The sequence below is a fragment of the Sinorhizobium psoraleae genome (assembly GCF_013283645.1).
Lineage (GTDB): Bacteria > Pseudomonadota > Alphaproteobacteria > Rhizobiales > Rhizobiaceae > Sinorhizobium > Sinorhizobium psoraleae.
Genome location: NZ_JABEKV010000002.1, coordinates 727,498 through 745,368 on the forward strand (window position 1 = coordinate 727,498; position 17,871 = coordinate 745,368).

Consider the following 17,871-nt stretch of genomic DNA (forward strand, 5'->3'; position numbering starts at 1 on the left):
CCAAGCCCACGGAAGACGGGCAGCCCGCCAACAGACGAAAAGGGGAATGACATGAACGACAAGATCATTAATTGGACCAGATCCGACGACGCCATGGTCGAAAACGCCGTCCGCCGCGGCGCTACACGCCGTGAACTGCTGCAGATGATGCTCGCGGGCGGCGTTGCTCTCTCCGCCGGCAGTCTCGCGCTCGGCCGCGCCTCCAACGCGGTTGCTGCAACGCCGGTCTCCGGCGGCGCGCTCAAGGCGGCCGGCTGGTCGTCCTCGACCGCCGACACGCTCGACCCGGCCAAGGCATCGCTCTCCACCGACTATGTGCGCTGCTGCTCCTTCTACAACCGTCTCACCTTCCTCGATAAGAGCGGCACCCCGCAGATGGAGCTCGCCGAGGCGATCGAGTCCAAGGATGCGAAGACCTGGACGGTCAAACTGAGGAGCGGCGTCACTTTCCACGACGGCAAGCCATTGACCGCCGACGACGTGGTCTTCTCGTTGAAACGCCATCTCGATCCATCCGTCGGCTCGAAGGTCGCGAAGATCGCAGCGCAGATGACAGGCTTCAAGGCCGTGGACAAGCAGACGGTCGAGATCACGCTCGCAAATCCGAACGCCGACCTGCCGACCATCCTGTCGATGCACCACTTCATGATCGTCGCCGATGGCACGACCGATTTTTCCAAAGGCAACGGCACCGGCGCATTCGTGAGAGAAGTCTTCGAGCCCGGCGTGCGCTCGGTCGGCATCAAGAACAAGAACTATTGGAAGTCCGGCCCGAACGTCGATTCCTTCGAGTACTTCGCGATCAGCGACGATAGCTCGCGCGTCAACGCACTGCTCTCGGGCGACATCCATCTCGCCGCTACCATCAATCCGCGCTCCATGCGCCTGGTCGAGGCCCAAGGCGACGGCTTCGTGCTCTCGAAAACCACCTCGGGCAACTACACCAATCTCAACATACGCATGGACTTGGAGCCCGGCAGCAAGCGGGACTTCGTCGAGGGAATGAAGTACCTCGTCAACCGCGAGCAGATCGTCAAGTCAGCGCTCCGCGGCCTCGGAGAAGTCGGCAACGACCAGCCGGTTTCGCCGGCAAATTTCTACCATAATGGCGACCTGAAGCCGCGGGCGTTCGATCCGGAAAAGGCGAAATTCCATTTCGAGAAGGCCGGTGTCCTTGGCCAGTCGATCCCTGTTATCGCTTCGGAGGCCGCAAACTCCTCGATCGACATGGCGATGATCATACAGGCTTCCGCTGCCGAGATCGGCTTGAAGCTCGATGTCCAGCGCGTTCCGGCCGACGGCTATTGGGACAATTATTGGCTCAAGGCGCCGGTCCATTTCGGCAACATCAACCCGCGTCCGACACCGGACATCCTGTTCTCGCTGCTCTACACTACGGAAGCGCCGTGGAACGAAAGCCAGTACAAGTCGGAGAAATTCGACAAGATGCTGATCGAGGCGCGCGGCTCACTTGATCAGGAGAAGCGCAAGGCGATCTACAACGAGATGCAGGTGATGGTCGCAAACGAAGCCGGCACCATCATTCCGGCCTATATCTCCAATGTCGACGCGATCACCGCCAAGCTCAAGGGCTTGGAAGCCAACCCGCTTGGCGGCCAGATGGGTTATGCTTTCGCGGAGTATGTCTGGCTCGAAGCCTGATGAAGCGAACGGTCGGGGTTGCAGCCGCAGCGCTGCAGCCCTGATCCTTTTGGTTTGAAATCTCGAATGCCGAAAGGGAACGCGTGTGAACAATCATGTCCTATCGCTCGTGTTGAGCAGATTGCTCATCGCCTTGATCACGCTGGTGATCGTCTCCTTCGCTGTGTTCTTCGCCACGACGCTCTTGCCGGGAGACACAGCGACGATCCTGCTTGGACAGGCCGCCACGCCGGAGGCAGTCGAAGGTCTGCGCAAGGCCATGCATCTCGACGACCCGGCGATCTTCCGTTTCCTGCGCTGGATCGTTGGTTTGCTGAAGGGCGACCTTGGCACCTCCTATGCCAATGAGATGCCTGTCGCGGATCTGATCGGCGGGCGCTTCATCAACACGCTGCAGCTCGCGGGCGTCACCGCGCTCTTTTCCGTGCCAATCGCGCTGACGCTCGGCATCACGGCGGCGATGCTACGTGGCTCGCTGTACGACCGCGCCGTCACCGTGCTGACGATAGGGGTCATCTCCGTGCCGGAATTCATGATAGCGACCTCCGCGGTGTTGATCTTCGCCGTCTACCTGAAATGGCTGCCGGCGCTCTCCTTCGCGAACGAAGTCACGTCGCTGACGGAGCTCCTGCGCATCTATGCCATGCCGGTGATCACCCTTACCTTCGTCATCTCGGCACAAATGATCCGCATGACCCGGGCAGCGGTGATCGAGACGCTCAACACGCCCTATGTGGAGATGGCGTTGCTCAAGGGTGCCTCGCGGCCGCGCATCGTGTTTCGGCATGCGCTGCCGAACGCTTTGGGACCGATTGTCAACGCGGTCGCGCTTTCGCTCTCATACCTGCTCGGCGGCGTCATCATTGTCGAGACGATCTTCAACTATCCAGGTATTGCCAAGCTGATGGTCGATGCCGTCGCCACTCGCGACCTGCCGCTGATCCAGAGCTGCGCGATGATCTTCTGCCTCGGCTACCTGCTCCTGATCACGGCCGCCGATATCATAGCCATCCTTTCCAATCCGAGGCTCCGATGACAATGACCAATTCTGAGACCAAGGCTGACCGGATTTCCGGAACCCGGCTCGGCTATCGCTTCAACATCATCGGCATGGTCGGTCTCTCGGTCATCCTTTTTTGGGCGTTGATCGCGATCTTCGCGCCGCTGATCATCCCCTACCCTGTCGGCGAGATCGTCGACCTCGATTACTTCGGCCCGATGAGCCGCGACTTCTGGCTCGGCTCGGATTATCTCGGCCGCGACATGCTCTCGCGAATCCTGATGGGCGCCCGCTATACGGTCGGTATCTCGCTTGCGGCAGTTACGATCGCCTGCTTCAGCGGCGTGATGCTCGGCATGTTCGCAGCGGTCGCCGGCGGCTGGCTCGACACGGTCCTGAGCCGCTTCCTCGACGCCCTCAACTCGATCCCGAGCAAGCTGTTCGGCCTTGTGGTCGTCGCTGCCGTCGGCTCCTCCATTCCCGTACTGATCCTGACGCTGTCGGTGATCTATATCCCCGGCGCCTACCGCTTCGCCCGCGCGCTTGCCGTCAACATCAACGCGATGGATTTCATCACCGTCGCCCGAATCCGTGGCGAAAGCACCCTCTATCTCATCCGCTCGGAAATCCTGCCGAACATCGTCGGACCTGTACTTGCCGACCTTGGCATCCGCTTCGTCTTCATCGTTCTCCTGCTCTCCGGCCTCTCCTTCCTCGGCCTTGGCGTCCAGCCGCCTTACGCAGACTGGGGGGCTCTCGTGCGTGAGAATATCGGCGGCCTGCCCTTTGGCGCACCGGCGGTGATGGCTCCCTCCTTTGCGATCGCCAGCCTGACCATCAGCGTCAACCTGCTGATCGACAACCTGCCCAAGAAGATCCGCGATCGGAGCGAATGATGGTAAATCTCGTAGAAATCCGCGACCTGAAGGTCGAAGCCACCACCGATTCCGGCCGCCGCGTCGAGATCATCAACGGCGTCAGCTTCGACATCGCTAAGGGCGAGATCGTGGCGCTGATCGGCGAAAGCGGCTCCGGCAAGACGACGATCGCACTCACGCTGATGGGCCATGCCCGTCCCGGCTGTCGCATCTCCGGCGGCAGCGTCTCAGTCGCCGGAAAGGATATGGTGACGCTGAGCGAAAAGCAGCGCGCCAGGGTGCGCGGCACCGAGGTCACCTATGTTCCGCAATCAGCCGCCGCCGCATTCAACCCGGCCACCACAATCATGGACCAGGTGATCGAGGTCACCCGCATCCATGGGATCATGTCGTCCGACGAGGCGCGCGCCCGCGCCGTCGAGCTTTTCAGGGCGCTGTCGCTACCAGAGCCCGAAACGATTGGTAGCCGCTATCCGCACCAGGTCTCCGGCGGCCAGTTGCAGCGGCTTTCAGCGGCGATGGCGCTGATCGGGGACCCGAAGCTCGTCATCTTCGACGAGCCGACGACGGCGCTTGACGTGACGACGCAGATCGAGGTGCTGCGCGCCTTCAAGTCGGTCATGAAGAACGGCGGCATCGCCGGCGTTTACGTCTCGCACGACCTCGCCGTGGTCGCCCAGATCGCCGATCGGATCGTCGTTTTGAAGGGCGGCGAGACCAAGGAGATCGGCACGACCGAAGAGATCCTCAATGGCGCGAAGCACCCGTACACGCGGGAGCTGCTCGCCGCCTTCGAGCCGAAACCCCGTGGCGCTGCGGGCGCGGCCGAGAGTGGTCCGGCCCCGTTGCTCGAAATCGAAAATCTCATCGCTGGCTACGGCCAGGCCCAGGCCGACGGCCTGCCGCTCGTGCGCGCAGTCGAGCATGTCAGTCTCAAGGTAGAGAAGGGGCGCAACCTCGGTATCATCGGCGAGTCCGGTTGCGGCAAGTCGACGCTCGCTCGCGCCATCGCCGGCATATTGCCGGCCGCTATCGGCAAGATCGTCTTCGACGGCAAGGAACTCGGTCGCAGCGCCCGCGAGCGCTCGCGCGATGAACTACGCGAAATGCAGATCGTCTTCCAATATGCCGATACGGCGCTTAATCCGGCGAAATCCGTCGAGGACATCTTAGCCCGGCCACTTACCTTCTATCACGGGATGAATGCCAAGGCGCGCAGCGCACGCATCGACGAGCTGCTCGACATGGTGCGTCTGCCGCGCAACCTGCGTCATCGCCGCCCGGGCGAGCTTTCCGGCGGCCAGAAGCAGCGCGTCAACTTCGCCCGCGCGCTTGCCGCCGACCCGAAGCTGATCCTGTGCGACGAAATCACCTCGGCGCTCGATACGGTGGTCGCCGCCGCCGTCATCGATCTTCTCAAGGAATTGCAGCGCGAGCTCGGTCTTTCCTACATCTTCATCAGCCATGACCTCTCAGTGGTGGAGGCGATCTGCGACGAGATCGTCGTGATGTATGGCGGCAGAAAGGTAGAGGAAATCTCGCCGGAGAAGATCAAGACACCTGAGCATCCCTATTCGCAGTTGCTCTTCTCGTCGGTGCCGAGGCTCGACCCCACGTGGCTCGATGGGCTCGAACAGGATCCGGAGCTCGTGCGAGCCTATCGCCGGCGCTGAGGCGCCGGCTCATCCCAACCTGGTGGCCATCGCCTCAGCCCGAAGAAGGACCGAAGGAAACGCGAACGACATCATGCCGCGTCGGGTGAGGCTCCGGGAGCGAGCCAAATCGCAAGCGCCCGCTGCGCAAACCGATCCGAAGATTCTACATCCGAAACAGGCTGGTCAGTGGCATGTGCACCTTGACGATCGGCGACTTCAAGACGACGAAACTGAAATATTTGTCGATGCCCACGTCCATGTCGGTGAGGCGCTCCATGATCGTCTGGTATTCGCCGATCCCGGCCGTGACGAATTTCAGAAGATAGTCGTAGCCGCCGGACACCAGATGGCATTCCATCACCTGGTCAACTTTGTCTATCGCTGCCAGGAACCGGGCAAAGTCGATCTGCCGGTGGTTCTTCAGCGTGATCTCGGTGAAGACCGTAAGGGTTTGCCCGAGCTTGCTGACGTTGATCTGCGCCGAGTAGCCCTCAATGTAACCCTCCGACTGCAGCTTCTTGACCCGCATCAGACAGGGGCTCGGCGACAGGTTAACCAACTCGGCGAGTTCCACATTGGTGATGCGGCCATTCTTCTGCAGTTCGTACAGAATCTTGATGTCGATCCGGTCGAGTTTCATGGCGCGCCTTCCCCCTTGCTACGTGGCCAACGGGACAGCAGATTGTGCTGCGACTTTCCCAGCTATGACCTTAACACACTGGAGAGACGTGTCGATTTCGTTTGGCACAATGGGCCGAAGCAGAAAGGGCGGCATTGCTCCCGCAAGACGGAATCTTGTGCTGCGCGCAGTCGCAGTCCGGCAACGCCGTTGCGCCAAAGCCGCTAGACTGTAGTGGTAACGGAGGTCACGCCATGCCAGCACCGCTGAAACTCATCGACACAACGCCGCAGTTGCCCGAAGACGCCGATGCCGTGGTAATCGGCGGCGGCATTGTCGGCGTGTTTGCGGCCTACTATCTTGCCCGCCGCGGATTGAAGGTAGCCGTCGTCGAGAAGGGCCGGATCGGCGCGGAGCAGTCGAGCCGCAACTGGGGCTGGTGCCGCCAGCAGAACCGTGACGCCCGCGAATTGCCGATGGCGACGAAGAGCCTCGATCTTTGGGAACGTTTCGCCGCCGAGAGCGGCGAGGACCCCGGCTTCAGACGCTGCGGGTTGTTCTACCTCAGCAATAGCGAAGAGGAACTGGCCGGCTGGGCCCGGTGGCGCGACTTTGCCCGGACCGTCGGCGTCACCACCCATATGCTCAACAGTGCCGAGGCGACCGAACGCGGCCGCGCCACCGGAAAGCCGTGGAAGGGGGGCGTCTTTTCGCCGACCGACGGCACCGCCGATCCGGCAAGCGCGGCACCCGCGGTCGCGCGTGCGATCCTGAAGCTTGGCGGCACCGTGCACCAGTCCTGCGCCGCCCGTGGCATAGAGACAGAAGGCGGTCGCCTATCCGGTGTCGTCACCGAGCATGGCACCATCCGCACGAAAACCGCCGTCCTCGCCGGCGGCGCCTGGGCCTCCTCCTTCTGCCGCCAGCTAGGTATCCGCTTTCCGCAGGCCGCTATCCGCTCGTCGATCCTTGCCGTCTCGCCGGGCGCCATCGGCCTTCCGGATGCGCTGCATACGGCCGCTGTTTCGGTGACTCGCCGCGCCGACGGCGGCTATACACTCGCCATCAGCGGCCGCGGCCGCGTCGACCCGACGCCGCAGCAACTCAGGTTCTCGCCGCAATTTCTGCCGATGTTCGTCAAACGCTGGCGCAGCCTGGCGCCAGGCAGGCTTGAGGGCTTCCGCTCCGGCCATGAGACCTTGGCCCGCTGGCGACTGGACGCCCCCACGCCGATGGAGCGCACGCGCATCCTTGATCCCGCGGTCGATATGGCCACCATTCGCCTCACCCATTCGCGCGCACTCGACCTCCTGCCTCCCCTGAAGAACACCAGCATCGCCGCCGCATGGGCGGGCTATATTGACAGCACGCCGGACGGGGTCCCGGGCATCGGCGAAATCGCCGACGTACCGGGTTTTATCCTCGCCGCCGGCTTCAGCGGGCACGGCTTCGGTATCGGTCCGGGCGCCGGCCACTTGATCGCAGACATCGTGACCGGTAACGAGCCGATCGTCGATCCCCGCCCCTACCATCCGGACCGCTTCCGAAAATCCGCCTGGGGTAAAGTCGCTGACTTTTAGATGAGGTCCCCGCATGGGGACCAATCTGGGAAAGCGCCCCTTCCAACATTTTCGCCTAAGCTCGGAAAGACGCCTGCCGCAACTCTCTGCCAAAACCTCTATGCGATACAAAGCAATCTGCTTCAGGTCGCGGCGAATGCGGCCATTAGTCTCCCCGCTCGGCCACTATGGTGATTGCGGTATAGGGCGTGTTGTGCCGATGAATCCGAAAATAAAGAGGTCATGCATGAAAACGCTGCTGCTTAAGAAGGATGAAGTAAGACGGCTAATCGGTATGACGGAAGTCATCGGCGCGGTGGAAGAAGCTTACAAGGCCTTCAGCAGCGATCAGGTGGAACAACCTGACTATATCGGGATACATCTCCCCTCTCTCCGCGGAGAAATCGACTTCAAGCTTGGCTATTACAAGGTCAATGAAATCATCTCCATGAAAGCGCACTCTGGAGGGTTCACTAACAACCCGGCAGAACATGGCGTGCCGAATAGCATGGGCACAATTCTCCTGTTTGATGCCAGGAACTGTGCGTTGATTTGCATCATGGATGGCAGCTTGATCACTGGCCTCAGAACGGGGGCGTCTGGAGCCGTCTCCGTCAAAGCACTGGCGAGAAAGAGCGCCCGGACGATCGCGTCGATCGGTTCAGGTAATCAGGCGAGAATGCAAATCCGGGCGATCAACGAGATCATGAAGATCGAAGAGATCCACGCCTGGAGCCGCACCCCGGAAACGCTTTCCAAATACAAGGCGGACATCGAACGCGAATTCGGCATTCCCGTCATCGCCGCAAGCTCCAAGAAGGAAGCCGTTGAGCAGGCCGATATTGTGATTACGACGACCCGGGGAAAAGGGGAGCTTGTGGAAGCGGATTGGGTGAAGCCCGGTACACACATCGTTGCAATCGGAACAGATCAACGCGGCAAACAGGAGCTGGATCCGGAGCTCTTCAGGAACGCAAAAGTAGTCGTCGACTCGATTGCGCAGTGCGCCGAAAAGGGCGAGACCTGGCACCCGCTGAATAAAAACATCATCGCCAAAGACGACATCCATGGCGAAATCGGCGAGGTATTGTTGGGATGGAAGCCGGGACGAGAAGGTGATGACGAAATCACGATTTTCGATTCCACGGGGATGGCCATACAAGACAATACGACAGCCAGCAAAATCTATCAGAACGCCATAGCCAATAACGTCGGGACGTTCTTTCAGTTCTTTGAGTAATGACCATGCGCAACTACCCCACCATTCAGGACATCCGTGAAGCTCAGGAAAGGCTGAAACCGCATGTCAGACACACGCCGCTATTGCGCGCGGACAAAATTGAGAAAGCCGCTGGTTGTCAGCTATATCTCAAACCCGAAACCCTGCAGATTACTGGCGCCTTCAAGATCCGCGGCGCCCTGAACAAGGCTCTCTCGCTCTCGATAGAAGAGATCGCAAACGGCATTATCGCGACGTCGTCAGGCAATCATGCCCAAGGGCTTGCTTATGCTGCCAGGATGCTGGGCGTAAAAGCGATATTGGTCGTTCCGGTCACCACGCCCAAAATCAAGATCGAAAACACAAAAGCCCTCGGGGCAGAGGTCATTCTTTTCGATGGCGACACCGCCGCCAGATGGAAAAGGGTGTATGAAATCGCTGAAGAAAACAAATACGCGGCTGTTCACGCGTTTGAAGACCCCATCGTGATGGCCGGCCAGGGAACGATCGGGTGTGAAATCCTGCAGGACCTGGACGATGTAGATACGGTCATCGTTCCCGTAGGTGGCGGAGGCCTAATCTCGGGAATCGCTACCGCCATAAAAGAAACGAAACCATCGGTGCGCGTTATCGGGGCAGAGCCTGCCTTGACACCGAAGTATTTTCACAGCCGGATAAACAAGGAGCGCACATCGCTTCCCTTGAAGAACACTATTGCGGATGGCTTGAGGATAAGCGTTCCGGGTCAAAACCCGTATCCGATTATCGAAAAATATGTAGACGAGATTGTTCTTGTTGAAGACGAGCACATCATCGCCGGGATGCGTGCTCTTGCCAAGGATGCGAAATTGATCGCTGAACCAGCCGCCTCGATTGGCATCGGAGCACTGTTGGCGGGCACCATAGACGTCAAGCCCGATGAAAAAGTGTGTGCGGTGTTGTCTGGCGGGAACTGGGATCTATGCGACCTTGCCGAGATATACAATGTAGCGGGGTAATCAGTTCCAGCTTCGGTCAGTTTACCACCCGATCGCAGTCGAACGTCTGAGATCCTCATCGCCAAGCAAGAATCTGCCGGGCCAGAATGCGGCACGAACACGTCATTCGGCGATCAGCTTGGCGACGACCGCTTGCCACCCATTACTGCTCGTGCTGACCCGCAAGCGAAGGGCGCGCTTAGGGCCTAGAAGCGGAAATTATTGCCGCTCTACGCATGTGTTGACTGAGGCCCAAAGCCAGGGCACAAAGGTGGCATCCACGGTCGCTCGCGGCGGGAAAATATAGGGAATTCAAAGGCAATTTCGCTAAGCCTTTGAAATCATGTGAGAATCCAGGTTCCCAGCCAATTCTCGCTAAATCCCCTTAATTCCTTGATTTTCCAGTCGTGCCGGATCCCGTTTTGGGATCATTGGCGCCCTAATGCCCAGAACTGATGCCCACAGGCGATGCACCCTTTCGCAGCAGCAGGCTGCCAAGGGCCGGGCAAGGGGCGCTCGCGAGCGAACTCGTCGCTGACGTCGATGCGACCTGGATTTTATCTGTCAAGGGTACGACTGGCGCACGTTGTGTTTGCCGACTTCGAATCATGCCCGCCCGCGTGCCGGGATCTAAATTCCTGCCGGCGAGCACACAGACAATGCTCTCCGTAGGCGCACGAGCGTCCCTAAAACCGCAGTACGAGCCCCAGAATTGGCCCCTGCTGAACAGCGTCGAACACGAAGCCGTCGTTGCTATAGTCCACCCCCAGTGCGCGATAGCCGGCGACCGCCGAAATCGTGTCACTGAACCGGTAGCCGATCGCCGCGGCGACGTCCCAGTCGAGATCGGCCGCACCGGCACCGATGAGCCCCCATCCCGTCAGGTAGATTTCAGGTGTCAGCGAATAGGTACCGCGAAAGCCGGCCAGACCGTCTACCCAGGTAGCGTCATCGCTTCTGGTGCGCCCATCGAGAAGCCCTCCGTGGAAGGAAAGCTCGCTTTCGACGGACCATACGCGCAGGCCGCCGACCACGTCCAACCGCGCTGCCCCGCTCTCGAAGACGGAGTATCCCGCACCGAGCAGCCCGGCGAAGGTTTCCGATGTGAGCTCGACGTCCGTCGCAAGAATACCTCTTGGTGTGCCAGCCTGCCCCGAAATCTTCGTATACATGACGTCGGCGAAGATGCTGTACGGACCGTTGCGGGCTTCGCCAATCGCCATCGCGCCGAACTCGAGATGGTCGAAGATGTCGCTAAAACTGGCATCGACGTCCACCGCCGGCAGCCCGAACTGTGCAACGTCGCCCGACAATCCGGCCGCCCAGAAATAAGGGGCGAAGGAAAAGGTCCATCCGTTTTCGGTGGTCGTCTGCTGAAGCTCCGGCGTCATCGGCGAATAAATGTCCGCGGCCTTGACAGTGCCTGCAGCGAGGCAAGTTCCGATTGCCGCTAGAGTGCGAACGATGCAAATCTTCATGATATCTCCCTGTGACGATCGCTATTGCGAGCAACCTTTCTGCTAGTGCTCCGGCTGGAGACCGCAGCTTGATGAAGTGTCTTCCGAATGCCGTTTCTGCCGGCCTATCGATTGCAGTTTCCGGACATCGTCTGACTTTCCTTCCCGCACGCGCTATCGGCCGTATTCGAGCTTGCCCCGCCGGATGGTCCGACGAGTGTCTCGACGTGGTGGACGTAATTCTGCCGCGTGTTCTGATCGACGATTGCTGCCGGAGCAGCAACGACCAGGCCTGCGGCGGTTCCGACGGTGTGCGCGGCACCGGCGGTCGCCGCCACGATATGGTCGCCAAACCCCAGGCGGCTGTCGGTCAAGGCTTGGCCGCTGGACAGGCGGCTGCCAATCAGTTGTACGATTTCAGGCGACTCCGCGAACTTGGTGTGGTGCAGATTGTCGCCCGCCTTGATTTTGGTGAGGTCGACGACGGTGATTCCATTCGCGGCCAGCTCTTCCTTGTAGGGCGACTGCTCCGGATCGATCGCTCCCAACCGGGAGACATTTCCCCAGACGCGACGAGAAACGGCGAGTGCACGGTCATCGCGCGAGACGAAGAGGGTGAAGCGCGGTCGTTGCTTGCCCATGTCGGCGATCTGCGAGCCGAAGACGTCTACGTCTACATCTGGCGCCGCCAGCATGACGTTTTTGAACTTGGCCGGCAACCCATCGTTGCGAATGGCCATCTGGCGCAAGGATTCCAACGCCAGCCAATTGCCCATCGAATGGGCCAGGATCGATACTTCCTTAACCTCGGGATCACGCGCCAGATACTGGAACAAGCGCTCCACGGCGTTGCGGGTATAGTTGGTGCTTTCGCGATCGTAGCCATAGGCCAGCAGACTTCCGCGTGACGGCCACGTCGCGAGCACCGGCACGCTGCGCGCGCCCGAGTCGTGGATGATCTGCGCGAAGCGGAAGACTGCATCCTCGAAGTGGTTGTTGAACCCATGGATAAAGACGAGGACGCTGCCGTCCGGACTCTTGCGCACATGACTGTTCAGCCATTTCTCGGCCGCACCGCGATCGACTTCCGCGGCCTTCAGCGTTGCGAAATCAGTCCCCGGATCCGGCGGGAGCTTGCGCGGCCAAGCGACTTCACCCGCCTTGCGTGCGGCCTCAGGCGGAATCGACACTGTAATTTCCGCGAATGTCGGGCTGAGCGCGCGCTCTCCGCTGAACATCTCGCCCGGCTTTTCCGCCCGGCTTCGGGTCGTCGTGACCAGCATCTCGACTTGAGCGGCTGACGGATTGGCCGCTACCGGCTCGAGGACCCCTGTCGGGCGGCCCGCACATGCGGAGAGCACCGTGACGCTCAAGGCTACGACGCACAGCAGCGGCGGCCATAATGGTGGTTCTCCGCCTCTGGCGTTCCGGGAGAAGTGCCGCGTCAATTCAATTACTCCTGTTCAACACCGCCGGCGGAAACAGGAGCGGCAAACGAAGAGTTTGCCGCTCCAAGGCTTCAGCATCACCTTCGACCGAAACCGGTGCTCACTTCAAGTATTCGACCTTCAGGCGTTCGATCTTGCTGTTGAAAGCGAACGGCTTGCGGTCAAAGTATGCGAGGGAAACTGGAGAGTAGCTGTCTCTGCCCACGTCGAAGGCGTCATTGGCGGTAAAAGCGAGCGGAGCGGAGCGCGGCACGCGCCCTTTTGCCACCTCTTTGCCATCGATGCGAATAACGACGTCCAGCGGTGCGTCGCGATTGCTGCCGGCCCTGCGTGTTTCGACCTCTATGTTGACCTTGCCGCTCGGCAACGGTTCGGAGGATTCAAGACGTGTCCGCTCGATCTCGAACAGATTGTACTCGTAGGTGAGCTTGCCGTTCTCGACCCACAAAGCGACACCACCCGAAAAGGCACCCAATGCGTAGAGCACGCCCTCCGAGTCCGGCTTCAATTCCGCCTCGATGGTTACAAGGTTGCTGCGGGCTCCAACCTTCGGCGCCGTGAATTCGGGAACACCGACGACGTCCTGCGTGAACTGGAACTCGGTCGCGGGATTAGACGGTGCATCTTCCGGATGGAAGACGGCAGACCATAGCCCTCCCCCGACGGGGAACACCTTGTTGGCTTCGGCCTGCACGCCAAACGCCTTTTTCAGTTCCTCGACTTTTTCAGGATGATCGGCCGCGACGTCCTTCGCCTGGGAGTAGTCCTTGCTGAGATCGTGAAGTTCCCATACGTCATTGTCCGGCGACCATTTGAAGATGGCGGGATCAAGGCCGGGAGTCCATGGTGTACGGGGCCCGAAGACGGATGCGATCCACTCTTCCTGATAGATGGCACGGCTGCCCATGATCTCGAAGTACTGCTCCTTCTTCTGCCCCTGAGCCTCGGGAGAGTCGAAGGTGTAGGTCATGCTGACGCCATCGAGGGGGTCCTGGGTGATGCCGTCCACGAGCTTCGGCGGCTGGATGTCCAGAACGTCATAGATTGTGGGCACGATGTCGTTGAGATGATGAAACTGGGAGCGCGGTTTCTTGTCCGGCTTGATTCTGCTCGGCCAGGAGACCACGAGCGGCGTCCGCGTTCCGCCGAAATGGGCAGCGACCAGCTTGGTCGATCGATGCGGCGTCGAACCGGCCCAGGCCCAGCCGGCATGATACATATTGTCGGCCTTGGGTGACCCGAGAACATCCATTCCACCCAATTCATTCATCGTGCGGATGTGATCCTTGATTTCCGTAGCGATGCCGTTCTGCGCCAGGAGCTCGCTGATCGTGCCGTTCTGGCCTTCCGCGCTGGACCCGTTGTCGCCCCAGACATAGAAGATGAGGGTATTGTCGCGAATTCCCAGTTCATCGAGGGCCTCGAGCAGCCGCCCGGCCTGAGTGTCCGCATGTTCGGTATACCCGGCGAAAACCTCCATCAGCCGGCGCTGGAACGGCTTCTCGTCTTCTGGAATATCCTTCCATCCCGCAAGCGTATCAGGACGGGGCGTTAGCTCCGTGTCCCCCGGAATCCAGCCGCGTTCTTTTTGGCGGGCATAGATGCGCTCTCGCATGGCATCCCAGCCGTCATCGAATTTGCCTTTGTACTTGTCCGCCCATTCGTTGAAGATGTGATGCGGACCATGTGCGGCTCCGGGCGCCCAGTACATGAAGAAGGGCCGGTCCGGCGTCAGCGCGCGCACCTGCTTCATCCAGGACACCGCCTTGTCGGTCATGTCCTCGGTGAAGTGGTAGCCTTCCTTCCCGTGAGACGGATCGACGCGAACTGTGTTTTCGACGACGGCAGGTTCCCACTGCGAGGATTCCCCGGCAAGAAAACCATAGAAATAATCGAACCCGATCCCTTCGCCCGCTGGCCAGTCCGTGTACGGGCCGACCGCCGTCGTTTCGTTGGCCGGGGTATTGTGCCATTTGCCGAAGGCTGCGGTCGCGTAGCCGTAATAGCCAAGGACTTTCGCGGCGGTTGCGGAGGTGCGTGGTATCCTCCCGGTATATCCGTCCCAATCGTTTGCCAACTCGGCGATCTGGCCATTCCCGACGCGATGATGGTTGCGCCCCGTCAGCAATGCCGCCCGCGAGGGGGAGCACATGGCGGCATTGTGGAAGCGATTGTAGGACACTCCGTCTTCCGCAAGACGGCTCAACGTCGGCGTTTCGATCACTCCGCCGAAGGTGTCCGGCAACGCCGGGCCGACGTCATCGAGCATGATGACGACGATGTTTGGGGCGTTCGCGGGAAGGCGCGGCTGCGCAGGCAACGGGCTGTAGGTGGACTGGGCTATTGTCGGGCCGGCTTTGCTCCCTGAGGGCTTCGGCGGAAAAGGCAGCGATTCCTGGGCCACTGCGGGAGCGCTCAAAAGCAGGAGTGCAGTGCTCACTCCCAACCAACGTGTTCTCGCGTGCTTAGGTGACTTCATGCGACCCTCCTGGTCTGATAACGCATCTGAAACCTACGTGACATGTCGAGGTGTCTATAGGCTCGGCATGCCGCGCCGCGGGACGATAGCGGCGGCAGTAGTTGGGCGCACATAGATGCGACCCGCCCTTCAACACCTTGCGCGGAATTCTTATCTCGGGCTGGCAGGGATCATGGCTGTCGGCTTCGCGCCCGCCGCGCGGGTTTCTGGGAATACAGCACGCCTTCGAGGGGTCTGCCTCGTGCCGCGGCGAAAACCAGTCGGACGTCCACTCCCAAACGTTCCCGATCATGTCGTAGAGGCCGTATCCGTTCGGCGGGAAGGCTTTGACTGGAGAGGTGCGCGAATAGCCGTCCTCGACGTCATTGACAGTCGGGAAGGCTCCCTGCCAGGTATTGGCCAGATGACGTCCGGCGGGGCTAAATTCCGAGCCCCAGGCATATTCGGCGCCATCGAGGCCGCCCCTGGCAGCAAACTCCCACTCAGCCTCCGTTGGAAGATCCTTGCCCCTCCACCGCGCGTAGGCGAGCGCGTCGTGGTAGGAAACATGAACGACCGGATGGTCATCCAACCCGTTGATGTTGCTTCCGGGGCCGTATGGGTGACGCCAGCAGGCCCCTTCCAGAAAGGACCACCATCGAGTCCAGTCTTGCAGGTCAACGGCCCCGTTCGGCTGATGAAATACCAATGAACCGGCATACAGCATCTCCGGCAAAATACCGGGGTAGTCCCGTGGATCAGGAGGAGATTCAGAAAAGGTACGGTAACCGGTCGCCTCGACAAACTCCGAAAACTCGACATTCGTCACAGGCGTTTCATCGATTTGAAAACCATCGACACGAACGCGATGCACCGGCCTCTCTTCGGGATAGTGTGCGTCGGACCCCATCGAGAAGGTTCCACCCTCGATGAAGATCATGCCGGCGCGCGCGCACCCAGCAACGCCGGTTCGGTGAGCCGCTTCCAAGGTCACGCTTCCCCCTTGCCCGTGGCGACAACGCGTTCGCAACGCTTGGTCACAGCGTTACAATACGCGCAAGCGCGGCGCTTGCCATTTGATGCCAACTGCGGGCAGAAACGGCCTGTTCAAGTAGTCTCGACGGGTACCAGTGAGAGTCGCCCGAAACGCTGTAGTTTCGGCGATCTCGATAGCGGGGAGATCAGTCAGTCTTGTTCTGCGGCTGCCCGTTCGGATCTGCCGCAACAAGTCCCGCCCGGGCGACAAGCAATTCAAACAAGAATGCAACGAGCGATGGTCTCGGTGACCTCGCAAGGCGAGCGGCGTAGGTGTTCACAAAGCCCGCTGTGCCACAGGGATCATTATCGCTGTACCTCAATCGCACCATGCTTCCAGTTGAGACGTGAGAAATCGATGATTGGTTTTTGCAGCCGCCACGGACCGAGCCGCCGCGGCTGCATGCGCGTCAATTCAGATATCAACTCACCTTCTTCACGGGCGGTATCGTCCAAGAACCGTCAATGATGGACGGATTGCTCTCGTTGGGCCAATAGAGGCGCATCATGAGGATGAATTTTCCTTTGGGCGCCGGGAGCCAATTCGATTCCTTGTCCGCCCCCGGCGATTCGTGCTGGATAAACAGGTCGATCGAGCCATCCGGATTTGCCTTGAGTGGCTGCCGTGCACTGATCGAGTAGCGATTCAGCGGATTGTCGACAAAGAAGTAGTCCGCATCATACATGGTCAATGACCAGAAGCCCGAAACGGGCGGCGTGAGGCCTTTCTTGAACGTCAGAACGTACTTCTCGGACCCGTTATATGCCCGCTTGATCACTCCGCTGTCGGACTTCAGCGACGTTGGGTAGATCGCATCCTGAGGCCGGTTTGCCCCGAGACCGATCGCGGTGATCAGGGCACGCTGGATATAGTTGGTGCCGTAGATGCCGGTCTTCGTCGTGAAGCCCCAGCCATCAATATCCTGCACGTCGCCGCCGCTGAATTTGAAATGCGTCATGATGCGCGCGAAACCGAGCTGCGGCACGCGTTTTACGAACGCCGGATCGAACTTGGTCTTGTCGAAATCCTGGCCAGGAACGATGCCAAGTTCGGCGAGCTTGACGACCATGGGCGCATCCGCATCGGTCGGCGGATTTCTTTTCAGGAGCTCGGCGAAGAGCGTGAAGTACTCGATGGCGTCCATATTGTTGACCTGCTCGCGAACGGCAGTCTTCATGTCGATCGCCGGATCGACCTTGCCCTTCGGTGGAGTCCAGTCCTTCCCCCATGCGCTCAGAGGGTAGAGCTTCACTTCATCCTGCAGCTTATGAACTTCAGCGTAGTCCTCCTGGGTGCCTGTGCAGTAGATGCGTCCAAGCAGCCAAACGATGCTCGTCGGAGACTTATATTGGGTTACGCCCTCCGGGAGCGTCCCCTCCCAACCGGGGCCGGTGACCACGAACGTCTGAGCGTCCGTGCCCGTGGTGCGCTTTCCGGGGACGTCGAACACTGTCGTCCAGCCATCCAGCATCGGAAACAGGGCATAGCGGTCTTTCATGTCGGGCAGACTGACGACCCAAGGCTCATCCCCGACATCGAAGAACGCGGTCGTGTAGAGGGTGTCGGCGTTGGGCGCCGTCACATCTCGGAATTCGGCGTCAGGATACTGGCGCAACTTGATCAGATGCCCCATGGGGCCACGGCTTCCCTCCGCCTCGGCGACGTTGGTAATTACCCGCCTTGTCATTTCCATTGTCACGAGAGGATATGCATAAATATAGGCCTCGACAGCCCGCGCGAACTCATCGAGTCCTTCCGGCAAATCTGCCACTAGTCCTTCTGCGGCCATCGCCGGCGTACCGAGAGCCCCAGCCGCCAGTGCCCCAAGACCGGCCGCCGTCAAGTCACGACGCGTAATATCCATTTCATCCTCCAGCGAAAAATTGAGTTGCGACGCAATGCA

At 60.1% G+C, this 17,871-nt stretch carries 13 protein-coding genes; 7 read left to right on the forward strand and 6 right to left on the reverse strand.

What is annotated here, in order from left to right; genetic code table 11:
* Positions 1 to 51 precede the first annotated feature (51 nt).
* The 4 genes from ILFOPFJJ_RS12175 to ILFOPFJJ_RS12190 all read left to right on the forward strand — a co-directional run bounded on the left by ILFOPFJJ_RS12175 (position 52) and on the right by ILFOPFJJ_RS12190 (position 5,213).
* Positions 52 to 1,662 (forward strand): ABC transporter substrate-binding protein, encoded by a 1,611-nt coding sequence (locus tag ILFOPFJJ_RS12175; RefSeq protein ID WP_173510804.1) that lies wholly within the window; start codon positions 52 to 54, stop codon positions 1,660 to 1,662.
* An 85-nt stretch (positions 1,663 to 1,747) separates the two neighbouring features.
* A complete protein-coding gene (locus ILFOPFJJ_RS12180) occupies positions 1,748 to 2,698 on the forward strand; it encodes an ABC transporter permease (RefSeq protein ID WP_173510805.1) in 951 nt (316 codons plus the stop codon).
* Positions 2,695 to 3,558, forward strand: a complete 864-nt coding sequence (locus ILFOPFJJ_RS12185) for an ABC transporter permease (RefSeq protein ID WP_173510806.1) — start codon at positions 2,695 to 2,697, stop codon at positions 3,556 to 3,558. The genes ILFOPFJJ_RS12180 and ILFOPFJJ_RS12185 overlap by 4 nt, the downstream gene beginning before the upstream one ends.
* Positions 3,558 to 5,213, forward strand: a complete 1,656-nt coding sequence (locus ILFOPFJJ_RS12190; protein WP_173510807.1) for an ABC transporter ATP-binding protein — start codon at positions 3,558 to 3,560, stop codon at positions 5,211 to 5,213. Before ILFOPFJJ_RS12185 ends, ILFOPFJJ_RS12190 begins: the two co-directional genes overlap by 1 nt.
* Positions 5,214 to 5,358: 145 nt before the next feature.
* Here ILFOPFJJ_RS12190 and ILFOPFJJ_RS12195 read toward each other — a convergent pair whose 3' ends face one another.
* A complete protein-coding gene (locus tag ILFOPFJJ_RS12195) occupies positions 5,359 to 5,835 on the reverse strand; it encodes an Lrp/AsnC family transcriptional regulator (RefSeq protein WP_173510808.1) in 477 nt (158 codons plus the stop codon).
* A gap of 233 nt (positions 5,836 to 6,068) precedes the next feature.
* Between ILFOPFJJ_RS12195 and ILFOPFJJ_RS12200 the strand changes: the two genes are divergently transcribed.
* The 3 genes from ILFOPFJJ_RS12200 to ILFOPFJJ_RS12210 all read left to right on the forward strand — a co-directional run bounded on the left by ILFOPFJJ_RS12200 (position 6,069) and on the right by ILFOPFJJ_RS12210 (position 9,590).
* Positions 6,069 to 7,394, forward strand: a complete 1,326-nt coding sequence (locus tag ILFOPFJJ_RS12200) for an NAD(P)/FAD-dependent oxidoreductase (protein ID WP_173510809.1) — start codon at positions 6,069 to 6,071, stop codon at positions 7,392 to 7,394.
* A gap of 226 nt (positions 7,395 to 7,620) precedes the next feature.
* Positions 7,621 to 8,613 carry an ornithine cyclodeaminase family protein gene (locus ILFOPFJJ_RS12205; protein WP_173510810.1) on the forward strand — a complete coding sequence of 331 codons (993 nt, stop codon included), beginning with the start codon at positions 7,621 to 7,623 and terminating at the stop codon, positions 8,611 to 8,613.
* Complete coding sequence (locus tag ILFOPFJJ_RS12210) at positions 8,613 to 9,590, forward strand: threonine/serine dehydratase family protein (protein ID WP_173510811.1); 978 nt, start codon at positions 8,613 to 8,615, stop codon at positions 9,588 to 9,590. Before ILFOPFJJ_RS12205 ends, ILFOPFJJ_RS12210 begins: the two co-directional genes overlap by 1 nt.
* 665 nt (positions 9,591 to 10,255) lie before the next feature.
* Here ILFOPFJJ_RS12210 and ILFOPFJJ_RS12215 read toward each other — a convergent pair.
* From ILFOPFJJ_RS12215 to ILFOPFJJ_RS12235, 5 genes are all read right to left on the reverse strand, one after another.
* Positions 10,256 to 11,047: a hypothetical protein gene (locus tag ILFOPFJJ_RS12215; RefSeq protein WP_173510812.1), complete on the reverse strand. Its 792-nt coding sequence runs from the start codon at positions 11,045 to 11,047 to the stop codon at positions 10,256 to 10,258.
* A gap of 104 nt (positions 11,048 to 11,151) precedes the next feature.
* Positions 11,152 to 12,474 (reverse strand): alpha/beta hydrolase, encoded by a 1,323-nt coding sequence (locus ILFOPFJJ_RS12220; RefSeq protein ID WP_173510813.1) that lies wholly within the window; start codon positions 12,472 to 12,474, stop codon positions 11,152 to 11,154.
* 100 nt (positions 12,475 to 12,574) lie between these two features.
* On the reverse strand, positions 12,575 to 14,953 hold the full coding sequence (locus ILFOPFJJ_RS12225) for an arylsulfatase (RefSeq protein WP_173510814.1): 2,379 nt from the start codon (positions 14,951 to 14,953) through the stop codon (positions 12,575 to 12,577).
* Positions 14,940 to 15,872, reverse strand: a complete 933-nt coding sequence (locus tag ILFOPFJJ_RS12230) for a formylglycine-generating enzyme family protein (RefSeq protein WP_173510815.1) — start codon at positions 15,870 to 15,872, stop codon at positions 14,940 to 14,942. Before ILFOPFJJ_RS12230 ends, ILFOPFJJ_RS12225 begins: the two co-directional genes overlap by 14 nt.
* Before the next feature lie 517 nt (positions 15,873 to 16,389).
* Positions 16,390 to 17,832: a DUF1254 domain-containing protein gene (locus tag ILFOPFJJ_RS12235; RefSeq protein ID WP_173510816.1), complete on the reverse strand. Its 1,443-nt coding sequence runs from the start codon at positions 17,830 to 17,832 to the stop codon at positions 16,390 to 16,392.
* Positions 17,833 to 17,871: the final 39 nt, after the last annotated feature.